This window comes from Acidobacteriota bacterium, from assembly GCA_020845575.1.
Classification (GTDB): domain Bacteria; phylum Acidobacteriota; class Vicinamibacteria; order Vicinamibacterales; family Vicinamibacteraceae; genus Luteitalea.
The window spans coordinates 48475-61012 of record JADLFL010000054.1 but is presented as its reverse complement, the minus strand read 5'-3'; the positions used below and the strand labels follow the sequence as shown (position 1 = coordinate 61012).

At 69.6% G+C, this 12538-nt stretch carries 11 protein-coding genes and 1 pseudogene; 5 read left to right on the top strand and 7 right to left on the bottom strand.

Translation table 11 applies throughout. From position 1 onward, the window contains the following. The first annotated feature begins 3 nt into the window (after window positions 1-3). A complete protein-coding gene (locus IT182_15820; protein MCC6164817.1) occupies window positions 4-1221 on the top strand; it encodes a nitroreductase family protein in 1218 nt (405 codons plus the stop codon). Here IT182_15820 and IT182_15815 read toward each other — a convergent pair whose 3' ends face one another. From IT182_15815 to IT182_15800, 4 genes and pseudogenes are all read right to left on the bottom strand, one after another. After that, window positions 1222-2133: a hydroxymethylglutaryl-CoA lyase gene (locus IT182_15815; GenBank protein MCC6164816.1), complete on the bottom strand. Its 912-nt coding sequence runs from the start codon at window positions 2131-2133 to the stop codon at window positions 1222-1224. It lies immediately after the preceding gene. Next, window positions 2130-4077 (bottom strand): annotated as a pseudogene (locus IT182_15810) (hypothetical protein). Before IT182_15810 ends, IT182_15815 begins: the two are co-directional and overlap by 4 nt. Then, window positions 4070-4861 carry an enoyl-CoA hydratase/isomerase family protein gene (locus IT182_15805; GenBank protein MCC6164815.1) on the bottom strand — a complete coding sequence of 264 codons (792 nt, stop codon included), beginning with the start codon at window positions 4859-4861 and terminating at the stop codon, window positions 4070-4072. The pseudogene IT182_15810 and the gene IT182_15805 overlap by 8 nt, the downstream one beginning before the upstream one ends. Window positions 4862-4865: 4 nt before the next feature. After that, complete coding sequence (locus IT182_15800) at window positions 4866-6473, bottom strand: methylcrotonoyl-CoA carboxylase (protein MCC6164814.1); 1608 nt, start codon at window positions 6471-6473, stop codon at window positions 4866-4868. 193 nt (window positions 6474-6666) lie between these two features. On the opposite strand from IT182_15800, the gene IT182_15795 reads away from it, so the two are divergent. After that, window positions 6667-8061 (top strand): sigma-54-dependent Fis family transcriptional regulator, encoded by a 1395-nt coding sequence (locus tag IT182_15795; protein ID MCC6164813.1) that lies wholly within the window; start codon window positions 6667-6669, stop codon window positions 8059-8061. A gap of 153 nt (window positions 8062-8214) precedes the next feature. Here the strand turns inward: IT182_15795 and IT182_15790 are convergent, their stop codons facing one another. Then, window positions 8215-9039 (bottom strand): transposase, encoded by an 825-nt coding sequence (locus tag IT182_15790; GenBank protein ID MCC6164812.1) that lies wholly within the window; start codon window positions 9037-9039, stop codon window positions 8215-8217. Between the two features lie 240 nt (window positions 9040-9279). Here IT182_15790 and IT182_15785 point away from each other — a divergent pair, with 240 nt between their 5' ends. The 3 genes from IT182_15785 to IT182_15775 all read left to right on the top strand — a co-directional run bounded on the left by IT182_15785 (window position 9280) and on the right by IT182_15775 (window position 10868). Beyond that, window positions 9280-9519, top strand: coding sequence for a hypothetical protein (locus IT182_15785; protein MCC6164811.1), 240 nt, complete (start codon window positions 9280-9282; stop codon window positions 9517-9519). A gap of 63 nt (window positions 9520-9582) precedes the next feature. Continuing rightward, entirely contained in the window at window positions 9583-9915 is a 333-nt protein-coding gene (locus tag IT182_15780; protein MCC6164810.1) for a YtxH domain-containing protein, read from the top strand. A gap of 5 nt (window positions 9916-9920) precedes the next feature. Then, window positions 9921-10868 (top strand): YihY/virulence factor BrkB family protein, encoded by a 948-nt coding sequence (locus IT182_15775; GenBank protein ID MCC6164809.1) that lies wholly within the window; start codon window positions 9921-9923, stop codon window positions 10866-10868. Here the strand turns inward: IT182_15775 and galK are convergent. Continuing rightward, window positions 10841-11947 (bottom strand): galactokinase, encoded by a 1107-nt coding sequence (galK, locus tag IT182_15770; GenBank protein MCC6164808.1) that lies wholly within the window; start codon window positions 11945-11947, stop codon window positions 10841-10843. The genes IT182_15775 and galK overlap by 28 nt on opposite strands. Before the next feature lie 29 nt (window positions 11948-11976). Next, window positions 11977-12516 (bottom strand): DJ-1/PfpI family protein, encoded by a 540-nt coding sequence (locus IT182_15765; GenBank protein ID MCC6164807.1) that lies wholly within the window; start codon window positions 12514-12516, stop codon window positions 11977-11979. Window positions 12517-12538: the final 22 nt, after the last annotated feature.

The window sequence follows — 12538 nt, the reverse complement described above, 5'->3', positions numbered from 1 at the left end:
CGCATGACCAACAGCTCTTCGCGCCACGTACGGCGGTCGGCGCACGTGATCGCGACGTGGGGACGTGGCGCGCGACATGTGATGGCTGTCGGGCGCGGGACGCGCGTGCCTGCGTCGGCACTGATGCTGGATGTGCTCGATCGCCTCGACACGTGGGTGGCGGTCGCCGATCTGGCGGCCGATCTCGAACTGCCGCCCGCTGCACTCGAGATGCTCCTCGACGGTCTCGACGCGCATGGATTGATCGAAACGGCACCGGCGGGTGTCGTACCGCCAGCACGCGAGCACGCGCACATCGGTCCTGACGCGGCACCGGCATCATCCTCTGCGTGGACGCGATGGTCACCGGTTGCGCGATGGTTTCACGAGGCCACGCGCGACGTCCCGTTTGGCACGCGTCCGGGGACGCCACCACGTCCGCCCGACCAGCCGCGTCCTGCCATCGCACTACCGGCCACCGATGGACCGGCCATCGCGCTGCGACTTCCGACGCTCGACGACGTGTCGCTCGCGCGTGCACTTCGCGAGAGGCGGACACATCGGCGCTTCGGCCCCGAGGCGATCGGACACGATGCGTTGGCCACGCTGCTCGGCGTGACGTTCGGCGTACAGGCGGTGGCGCACGCCGACGAGGGGTCGCTGCACCTCAAGACGTCGCCGTCAGGCGGCGCACGCCACAGTCTTGAAGCCTACGTCTGGGTGCGTCGCGTGGAGGGCGTGCCCTCCGCGCTGTACCACTATCGGCCTGACGACCACGTGCTCGCGCACGTCGCTGATGTTCCGGCGGAGAGGGCCGGGCTCGGAGAGCCGGCCGTGCCGCCCGGAGAGCCGGCGCGACGTGCGCCGGTCACTCGCTGGCTGCCGACGCAGACGGGCTATGACGAGGCCTCCGTCGTGGTCGTCATGGCCTCGGTGCTGGAGCGCGTGGCGTGGCGGTACGCACACGCGCGCGCCTACCGCGTGCTGCTGATCGAGGCCGGTCATCTCGGGCAGACGTTCTGTCTGACGGCGGCCGCGCTCGGCCTCGCGCCGTTCTGTACGGCAGCCCTCGCAGACAGCACCATCGAGGCCGACCTGCACCTCGATGGCGAAACGCAGCCGGTCGTGTACGCCGTTGGCGTCGGCACGACTGTCGACGGCCCGTGGCGGCCGCACGCCGGACGTCCGGCCCCCACGCTCGAACGCACCCGCCTGGGCCTGGCGCTCGACGCCGCGGAATGATCAACCCCTGGCGGTGATGCGGGCGGCGCGGTAGTACTTCGACGGCAAGGGATGATCGACCGCCATCTCGATGTCGCGCGACGCGCGCACGAGGGCGTCGAGATCGACCTCACGCGCCAGACCGAGGCCTTGCAGCATGTACACGAGATCCTCGGTGGCGAGGTTGCCCGACGCGCCGGGTGCGAACGGACATCCGCCGAGCCCCCCCGCGCACGCGTCGAACGTGGCGACGCCCGCATCGAGCGCGGCCAGCACGTTGGCCAGCGCCGTTCCGCGCGTGTCGTGGAAGTGCAGCGCCGTGCGATCGAGCGGGATCGCCCGCCGAAGCTCCGCGAGCACCGCGCGCACCTGCCCGGGATGCGCCACGCCAATCGTGTCGCTGATCGCAAGCTCCTCGACGCCAGACGCCAGCAGCGACTCGCAGACAGCGATGACGCGGGCGATCGGCACGTCGCCTTCGTACGGACACCCGAATGCCGTCGAGACGTACCCGCGGACGGTGATGCCCTGTGCCCTGGCCATCGCGCACATCTCACCGGAGGCGTGCAGGGCCTGCGCGATGGTCTGATTCAGATTGCGGAGACTGAATGTCTCGGACGCGGCGGGGAACACGGCCACTTCGCGCAGCCCGGCGGCGAGCGCTCGCTCGAGGCCCTTCTCGTTCGGGACGAGCGCCGACAGCCGCACGCCTCGCTGCGTCAGGTGCGCGTCTCGCGTGAGTGTGGCGCACACCTGGTCGCTGCCGGCCATCTGCGGCACGCGCGTGGGATGCACGAACGCGCCGGCTTCGATGCGCGTGAGCCCCGCCTCGGCGAGTTGCCGCACGAACGCCACGCGCTCGGCGGGCGGGAGCACGATCGGCTCGTTCTGCAGGCCGTCGCGAGGACCGAGTTCGACGATGGTGACGTTCATGGGACAGCCTCGATGGGAGCGATGTCCACCAGCGCGCGGCCCGGCGCCACGCGGTCGCCGGCGGCACAATGCACGGCGGTAACCCGTCCAGCCTGGCCGGCCCTGATCGGCAACTCCATCTTCATGGCTTCGAGGACCACGAGCGTGTCGCCGGCAGCGACGAGCGTGCCCGGCCCCACCAGCACGGTGACCACCTGCGCGGGCATCGGCGCCTCGGGCGGGGCGACCCCGGCGGCATGCGAGCGCACGCGCTCGCCGCGGTCCTCGTCGACGAGGGCGACCTGACCGTCGACGTGAACCCAGATGCGGCCCGCCGCATCGGTGGCGGCCCAGGCGATACCTCGCGGACGACCGTCGCGAGACAGCGCCCATCGGCCGTCGCCCTTGGGCTCGGCGCGCCACTCAGCCACGCCAGCCCTCCAGCGTCTCCCATGGCGAGCGCACGCGCGCGTCGCCGTGCGCACGAGACGATGTCAGTCGGAGCCGCTCCTGGGCGGCCACCGCGTGCGCAGCGGCGATGACGTCGGCCTCTCCCGTACCGTAGGGGGAGGGGCCGACGTCGGCCGGCCCGTCCGTTGGTTCGTCGAGCGCGGCGTGATGGTCATCGAGCCAGCCCGTGTGCAGCGCACCGCTGGCAACGTCGGGATGCGCCAGCACACGCTGCAGCCACGCGATGTTCGTCCGGAGACCGAGGACCACGTAGCCGCGCAGCGCCTGCGACAGACGCGCCACTGCCTGCCGTCGACTCGGCGCGTGGACGGCAAGCTTGGCGAGCAGCGGATCGAAGTCGGGCGTGACGGTGTCGCCTTCCCTGATCCCGCTGTCAACGCGGATGCCGGGGCCCTGCGGCTCGACATAGCGACGGACAGGACCTGCCTGCGGGAGGAAGCCCTGTTCCGGAGACTCGGCATAGATGCGGCATTCGATGGCGTGGCCACGGGGACCGAGTGACGCCTGGTCGAGCGTCAGCGGAAGGCCTTCGGCCACGTCGAACTGCAACTGGACGAGATCGAGTCCGGTGACCCACTCGGTCACCGGGTGTTCGACCTGCAGGCGCGTGTTCATCTCCAGGAAGTAGAACGCCGCATCGTCGCCATCGCCGTCGAGCAGGAACTCGATGGTGCCCGCGTTGACGTATCCCGACGCTGTGGCTGCCGCAACGGCCGCCGCACCGAGCCGGGCACGGAGCGCAGGCGAGACCACCGGCGACGGTGCTTCCTCGATGACCTTCTGATGCCGGCGTTGCAGCGAGCACTCGCGCTCGCCGATGTGCAGCGTGGTGCCATGCGTATCGGCGACGATCTGCACCTCGATGTGGCGCGGCCGTATCAGCCGGCGCTCGACGTACAGCGTGCCGTCGCCGAAAGCCGCCTCGGCTTCGCGACGCGCGGCGGCGATCGCGTCATCGAGCGCTGACGCGTGCTCCACGAGCCGCATCCCCTTGCCACCGCCGCCTGCCGAGGCTTTCACGAGCAGCGGGAAGCCGACGCGCAGCGCCGCGTCGCGCAGCGCCGCGACGGACTGGTCGTCCGGCCGCGCACCGGGCACGCACGGGACACCGGCGCGTTCCATCAGGTTACGAGCTTCAAGCTTCGATCCCATGCGCGCGATGACGTCGGCTGGCGGGCCGATGAACGTGATGCCCGCGTCCGCGCACGCTCCGGCGAGTGCGGGGCGTTCGCTGAGGAAGCCGTACCCGGGATGGATGGCGTCCGCGCCGGTGCGTCGCGCGGCGTCGATCACGCGATCGACCGAGAGGTACGCGGCAACGGGACGCGTGTCGCCCCGTGCATCGAGACAGACGGCCTCGTCGGCGAGTTCCACGTGCAGGCTCGCGGCGTCTGGACCGGCGTAGACGGCCACCACGCCGAGTCCGCGCTCCCGGCAGGCTCGAGTGACGCGCACGGCGATCTCGCCGCGGTTGGCAATGAGGACCTTACGCACGGTCGGGCAGCCTCACCCATGCCGGCGGACGCTTCTCCAGGAACGCCCGCAAGCCCTCCTGGCCGTCGTCGCTCACGCGCTGCCTGGCGATCGCCTCGGCGGTGAGGGCGCGTTCCGCTGCGTCGGGCAGGGGAGCGAGACGTGCGAGCAGCGCCTTGGTGGCCCTGTGTGCGGATGCGGCGCCGCGCGCCAGGTCGTCGAGCACCGTCTGGAGCGTTGCGTCGAGGGCGTCGGCCGGACAGAGCTCATCGACGAGCCCGATCCGCAGGGCTTCGGTCGCGGAAATGCGTTGCGCGCGCAGGAACAGCGTGCGCGAGGCCGCGAGGCCGATGCGACGCACGACGTACGGGGCAATCGTCGCCGGGAGGATGCCGACGCGCGCCTCGGTGAACCCGATCTGCACGTCGTCTGCAGCGACCACGATGTCGGCGATCGCCAGCAGGCCCGATCCGCCACCGAGCGCGGCGCCATGGACGCGCGCCACGACAGGCATCGGCAGCGACGCCACGGCATGGAACATGTCCGCCACGGCCATCGCATCGTCCATGTTGCGCGCCTCGTCGTGATCGCGCATCCGCCGCATCCACGCCAGGTCGGCGCCCGCGCAGAACGCGGCGCCCGCACCGGCGATGACGATGACGGCGATGGAGGGATCGCGCGCCGCGGCAAGGGCTTCTTCGCGCAGCGCTGCGATCAGCCTGTCGTCGAGCGCGTTGCGGACATCGGGACGTTCGAGCGTCCAGTGCAGGTGCGCGCCGTGGCGATCGATGCGCAGGCCGTTCATCGCGTCACATCCGGAAGACGCCCGTGCGCCGCGGCGCGAGCGGAGCGTGATGACTCATGGCGACGCCGAGACCGAGCGCGTCGCGCGTCTCGATCGGATCGAGGATACCGTCGTCCCACAGGCGCGCGGTGGCGTAGTACGGCGAGCCCTCGTGCTCGTATTTGGCGAGCAGCGGATCGCGGATCGCGGTTGCCTCGTCCGAGGTCAACGTCCGTCCCTGTCGCGCGAGCTGATCGCGCTTCACGGTGACCATCACGCCGGCAGCCTGCTCGCCGCCCATCACGGAGATACGCGCGTTGGGCCACGTCCAGAGCAACCGCGGATCGAACGCGCGCCCGCACATCCCGTAGTTGCCCGCGCCGAACGATCCGCCGATCACCACGGTGAACTTCGGCACGCGCGTGGTGGCCACGGCGTGGACCAGCTTCGCGCCGTCCTTGGCGATCCCCGCGCGCTCGTACTGCTGGCCGACGATGAAGCCCGTGATGTTCTGGAGGAAGACGAGGGGGATGCCGCGCATGTCGCACAGCTCGATGAAGTGCGTCGCCTTCAGCGCCGACTCGGAGAACAGCACGCCGTCGTTGGCGATGATGCCCACGAGGTACCCGTGGATGCGCGCAAAGCCCGTGACGATCGTCGTGGCGTAGCGCGCCTTGAACTCGTCGAAGCGCGACCCGTCGACGAGTCGGGCGATCACCTCGCGCACGGGCAGCGGCTTGCGCAGATCCTCGGGGATGATGCCGTAGATCTCCGCCGGATCGTAAGCGGGTGGTTCGGCCGGTGCGTGATCCGCAGGCGGATACGACTCCACGGGCACGCTTGCGACGACGGTACGCGCCAGATGAAGCGCGTCGTCGTCGTCTTGGGCGAAGTAGTCGGCGACGCCGGAGAGCCGCGTGTGGACGTCCGCGCCGCCGAGCGTTTCGGCCGTCACGTCCTCACCCGTGGCTGCCTTCACGAGTGGTGGACCGCCGAGGAAGATTGTGCCGGTGCCGTTGACGATGATGGTCTCGTCCGACATGGCGGGCACATAGGCACCGCCGGCGGTACACGAGCCCATCACCACGGCGATCTGCGCGATGCCTTCCGCCGACATCCGGGCCTGATTGTTGAAGATGCGGCCGAAGTGCTCGCGGTCCGGGAAGACCTCGGCCTGAAGCGGAAGATAGGCCCCGCCCGAGTCGACCATGTACACGCACGGCAGCCGGTTCTCCAGCGCGACGGCCTGCGCACGCAGGTGCTTCTTCACCGTGAGCGGGAAGTACGTGCCGCCCTTGACCGTTGCATCGTTGGCGACGATCACGACTTCCCGACCGGAAACGCGCCCCACGCCCGTCACGAGTCCCGCGCCAGGGGCCTCGCCGTCGTAGACGTCCCAGGCGGCGAGCGGGGAGAGTTCCAGGAACGGTGACGAGGGATCGAGCAGCCGGGTCAGCCGTTCTCGGACCGTGCGTTTGCCCAGCGCGCGGTGCCGGGCCTGTGCGTGGGCGCCGCCGCCGTCCGCCGCCCGCTCGCGCCGCTCGCGCAACTCCGCGACGAGGCGCCGCATGCGATCGGCGTTGCGGCGGAAATCGTCGCGAGAGGGGTCGATGGTCGAAGACAGGCGGTCCATCGGCGTCACCGACCCGGACGAGCCGTCACGCGGGGGTGGGGCATCCGCGAATTATCGCGTAGACGGGTGACAAGTCTCACGTTCGAGTGCTGTTCGAATAGCGACGCTCGAACTATCATGTATGAGTTCAAGACAAAGCTCGTCTGTAGAACGGACAGTGCTTGCCCGTCCTTGTGTATTGAAATGAGCCATCATGGTTGACGTTCCGCTTCGGCTCCTGTTGGTTGGCGAGGTTGACGCCGGCATCCGGATCGGTCTCGACCGCCTGAACGAACGCCGCCTCGTCGACCTGCACGAGGCGGTGCCGGCGCGGCTCGAAGCGGCCGTCGAAACGTGGACGCCCGACGTGCTGCTCGTGGCGTTGCCGCCGCTGGCCGACGGACCGGGGTTGCTGCGCGGCTGGAGGCATCTGTTGCCCGACGCCGACGCGGTGGTGGTGCGCAGCGGCGAGTCCGACGTGCGTGCGGCCGACTGGCTTCGCGCGGGTGCCTTTGCCGTGGTGGGTCGTCCGGTGGAACCGGAGGAGCTTGCCGAGGAGCTCGAGCGGGCTGCCGAACGGGTGCGCCTGCGCGTGGAGAATCGCCAGCTCCGTCAGCAGCTCGATGCGCCGCGCCGCTTCCCGGCCATCGTTGGCCGCAGCAAGCGCATGCTCGAGCTGCTCGATCTGGTGGGCGCCGTCGCCGGGAGCGACGCGAACATCCTCGTGCTCGGCGAGAACGGGACCGGTAAGGAACTGATTGCCAACGCGGTCCACGCGCACAGCGCGCGCGCCGACGGCCCCTTCGTCAAGATCAACTGCGCGGCGCTCCCGAAGGAGCTGATCGAGGCCGAGCTCTTCGGCTATCGGCGCGGCGCGGTCACCGGCGCGTTCACCGACAAGGCCGGCCTGCTCGCCATGGCCGAGGGCGGCTCGCTGCTGCTCGACGAGATCGGCGAGATGCCGTCCTACCTGCAGGCCAAGCTGCTGCGCGTGCTGCAGGAGCGCGAGTTCAGGCCGATTGGCAGCGATCGCAGCGTGCGCGTGGACTTCCGGTTGATCTGCGCCACCAACATCGACATCGAGTCGGCGTTGCGCGAGCAGCGGTTGCGCGAGGATCTGTTCTTCCGCATCAACACGATCACGGTGCGCGTGCCGTCGTTGCGCGAGCGTCTCGAAGACCTCGCGCCGCTGTGCCAGCACTTCCTGGCCCTGTACAACGGTCGACACGGCCGCACGCTGCGCGGCGTGAGTCCGTCGGCGTATCAGCGCCTGATGCAGCACAGATGGCCGGGCAACATCCGCGAGCTCGAGAACACCATCGAACGCGGCGTCCTTGTGTCGCGCGGGCAGGAGATCCAGCCGGACGATCTGCCCGAATCGATCGTCGCCACGGCTGGCGTAGCGACCGCCAGTGGCATGCTGCCGGCCAACGCCACACTCGCCGAAATCGAGCGCATGGCAATCCTGCAGGCGCTGCAGCGCACCAACTGGAACAAGCAGGACGCGGCTCAACAGCTCGGCCTGTATCGGCCCACGCTCTACAGCAAGATGAAGAAGCACGGCATCACGACGCCACCGCGGCCACGCAGGACCGCCGCACAGGCGTGAGCCGAGTCAAAGGGAGAAGGCCAATGGCTAACGGACAAGGACAGTGAAAAAGGCCGAAACCTCGAGGGAGAAGTCCGAAGCGCGAACGACGAAGGGAACTCCGCAAGGGGATGTCCCGCCGGCTGTTGAATTCAGCGGCGGCTCGGTTGACGCCTACGCGACCTGACGGCCTTCGTCATGTACCACCAGCCCGAGCTGGCGGTCAGGCGCGCGCAGGGCGGCGACCAGCGTGGGCATGTCAGCATACCCCTTCAGCCGGCGGAAGCCCTTGACGGCTTCGAGCACGCCGGCGGCGACCCACCGCAGCATCATCTGCCCCCCGCGCCAGCGCTTGACGTTCCGCTTCACGAGCCACGTGCGGCTGATGAGACGTTCGACCGCGTTGGTGGTCGCGAGCGATCGGCGCAACCGGGGCGAGAGCGTGAGGGTGAGGACGGTGAGCGTCTCGTCGAGCCCTTCGCGGACACTCTCGGCGGCGCTCGGATACTCGGTCTCCAACCGGCGTGCGAGGTCGTGCAGCCGCCGCTGTCCGGTCTTCAAATCCGTGGCCTGATAGGCGCGCCGCAGCAGCGCCTGCGCCCACGGGCGATCGCGGTCGCTCAGATACTCGAGGACATTCCGCATCTTGTGGACCTGGCAGCGCTGCACCAGGGCGGCGTCGCCGAAGGTGGTGCGCACGGCCTTGCGCAGCGCCTTCGAGCCGTCGAGGATCACCAGCAGACTCCGGTCCGTGCACAGGCCGCGGCTCTGGAGGTTGGCGAGCAGGTCCTGGCAGACGCGCGCGTTCTCGGTCGAGCCGTCCCAGAGCCCCAGTGCGTGTTTCTGGCCGTCAGCCGCGATCCCGAGCGCGACGATCAGGCAGTGCTCGCCGATGTGGACGCCGTCGATCAGCAAGCCGACCAGGTCGAGGCCCTCCAGCGACGCCGTCTGCCACGCCGCGAGTTGGGCGGCCGTCTTCGCGACGAAGGGCCGACTCACCCGCGCTCTTGCTGGTGCCGCGGCTCCGCAGGCTGGCGGGCACGGGCTCCAGGCTCCGGGCATACCGCCGCGTGGCGAAGCCGAATGGCCTAGCTACCCGACCATCCCCCGCAATGCCACGAGCCTTTTCGCGTTGACCTCGTCGCTTTCGCCCTTGGTCTCTTCGTCACGTTGTGGCTGTCCTTGTCCGTTAGCCATTGGCCTTTTCCCTTTTCCGCTGCCCCGTGGTCAAATGTCGGAGTGACGGATCGGACAAAGATCGTGCTGTCGGCGCTGGCGGGCGCCGTGGGTGGTGCGGTGGCGGGCTTCCTGCTGCTGACCCGAGACGGCGAGGCTCTGCGCGAGCGCGTCGGTCCGGGCCTCGACGACGTGCTCGGTCGCCTGCAGGAACTGCAGACCGCCGTGCAGCATGCGCGCGGCGTGGCCGACCAGAGCTGGTCGACGCTGCGGGACGTCACACGAGACACAGGTCGCGTCTAGGGAGGGTCGGCCCTCCGGGCCCGATCGGGCCGTCGGACCCGACCGCCCATCGAAAGGAACGTCATGAGTCACGATGATGCCAACGGCCGCCAGGGCGGCTCGACCTTCCTCATCGGCTTCATCGCCGGTTCGATGCTGGGTGCCGGCCTCGCATTGTTGTTCGCCCCGAAGACCGGTGACCAAACCCGCCGCGAGGTCGCCGAGCGTGCGCAACGCGCGCGGGAGAAGGCACGCGAGAACTTCGGCACGGCGTCCGAGCGCGTCACGCAGTTCGCCGAGCGCGGCAAGGTGATGGTGCAGACGGCGGCCGAGCGCGCGCGTGAAGCCGCGCAGGCCGTTCGCGAGGGGCGCGATCCGTCTGACGCCCTGTCCGAGGCCGACGAGACGTCGAGCTGACGCGCGTGTCGTTGGTCACCGGAGGCGGCGCGCCTCCACCGCCCGCATCTGTCGCGCGGACGATGGCGTCGATTCCGCTCGCCGTGGGTCTGGCGATCTGGCGCGCCTTCCTTCGCTTCATCAACAGCGACAATCTCACCTACGCGTCGTCGATCTCGTACTACGCGCTGCTGTCGCTGTTCCCGCTGTTCCTGCTGCTGTTCTCCATCCTCGGTACCGCGACGGCCAGCGAATCGGCGCGGCTCGAGGTGCTCAATTTCGTCCTGCGGTATTTCCCGCGGCAGTTCGACTTCATCAGCACGCAGGTCGACGCCTTCAGGCACCAGCGCGTGCAGTTGGGCGTGCTCGCCACGCTCCTCATCATGTGGTCGGCGCTCGGCGTGTTCGGGGCGCTGACAACGGCGGTCAACTACGCGTGGCGTGTGGAGCGGCAGCCGAGCTACTTCAAGCACAAGCTCGTGTCGTTCCTGATGCTGGCCGCGTCCGGCGTGTTGATGGTGGCGGCGCTCGCGCTCGCGAGCGCGGGGTCGATCGTCAACGCGCACTGGTTCGCCGGCGTGCTCGCCGGCACGAGCACGTTCGACTGGCTGCACGGCCTGTGGGTGCGATGGGCGAGCACCGTGCTGTTCATCCTGGTGACGGGCCTCATCTACTACTTCGTCCCGAACACCAACAAGGTGCGTTTCCGCGACGTCTGGCCCGGCGCCATCGTCGCCGGCCTGTTGTGGCGCGCGGCGCTGACGGGATTCGGCTGGTACGTGCGCGATCTCTCGCGCTTCAGCGTGCACGGCACCATCGCAGGCGTGGTGGTGTTCCTGCTGTGGGTGTACGTGACGGCGATCGTGCTGCTCTACGGCGTGGAAGTGACGGTGGCGTACGCGACGATCCGCCGCGTGTGGAGAGCGGATCGCCATACGCCCGTGGGTCAGGCTGGTGCCGGCACGAGTACCTGAGGCCTGACGCCATCCATCGTCCGGGCGTCGGCGATGACGGCGTCGGCCGCGGCACGGGCGTGGCCCTCGAGCGTGAGCACGACGATCGAGCCGCCGAAGCCGCCGCCCGTGATGCGCGCCCCGAGCACACCCTGCCGCGCGCGCGCGCACGCCACCATCCTGTCGATCTCCGGAATCGAGACCTCGTAGTCGTCGCGGAGTGAGGCGTGCGACGCGTCCATGAGCGCGCCCAAGCGCGTCACGTCGCGCCGGCGCAGCGCGGCGACCGCGTCAAGCACGCGCGCGTTCTCCGACACGATGTGCCGCGCGCGTCGGCGGAGAACGTCGGGCAGCGCGTCGAGTGCGGCGCGATCGCCCTCGGCGAAGTCGCGCAGCTGGTCGAGGTGCAAGGCCCGCGTGGCGGCGTCGCACTCGTCGCGCCGCGTGCGATACCCGCCCGTGGCGTGACTGTGGCTCACACCGGAATCGATCACGGCGAATTCGACCATGGACGGGATCCTCACGCGCTCCCATGAGAGATCGCGCGTGTCGAGGAACAGCGCGTGTCCCTCGATGCCGAGCGAGCATGCGATGGGATCCATCACGCCGATCGGCACGCCGATGAAGTCCGTCTCGATGCGCCGCGCCAGCCCGGCGAGCACCGCGTCGTCGAACGTGAGCCCGAACAGGTCGCGCAGCGCGCGGAGCGTGGCGACGGTGAGTGACGCGCTCGACGACAGGCCGCTGCCAAGCGGCACCTCCGACCTGATGACGGCATCGAACCCGCCGAGCTCGTGGCCCGCCGCGCGCAGCACCGCCGTGGCCCCCTGGATGTAGTCCATCCAGCCGTGGACGCGCTGCTCGTTGCCGACGACGTAGGAGACCTGCCGGTCGTCGTGCGGCATCGACGCGCTCCACACGTTCGCGGTCGTGTGCTTGTTGGCCGCGACAGCGACGACCGTTGTCTGCGGGATGACGGTCGGCAGCACGAAGCCACCGGAGTAGTCGGTGTGTTCGCCGATCAGGTTGACGCGCCCGGGGGCTTCACCCGTACACACCCGGCGGTGGCCGAGGTGCCTGATGATGTCGTGCTGCGGGATGACGGTCACTGGCCCAACGTGACGCCGGCTCAGGAGGCCGGCTGGAGGTTGCCGAGGGCCTTCAGGATCGCCGCGGCGAAGTGCGGCACATCGTCGGCCTTGCGGGCCGTGATCACGCCGTTGTCCTCGACGACAGGGCGGTCGACGTAGCGGCCGCCGGCGTTCTTGATGTCGATGGCGATGGACGGCCAGCAGGTGATGGTGCGCCCCGCGACGGCCTTGACCGAGATGAGCAGCTGCGCGCCGCGGTCGATAGCGGCGACGGGCTTGTTGGCGGCGAGCATGTCGCGCACCAGGTCGGTCATCGCGTGCCGCATGCGCATCCGATCCGGGGCATAGCCGCCGGGGATCAACACCGCGTCGAACTCCCGGGCGTGCGCCCTGCCCGCGGCGAGTTCGACGACGACCTCCGTCGACTTGCGTCCGCGATGGGTGCGTCCCGCGATCGGGCCGACGATGACGACAGTGACGCCCGCGGACCGGAGCAGATCGCTCGTCGCGGCGACGTCGGCGTCCTCGAATTCGTCCTCGATGAGCAGGGCCACGCGCTTGGGCTGTTCGGTACTCACACGGCTCTCCGACTGGCGATAG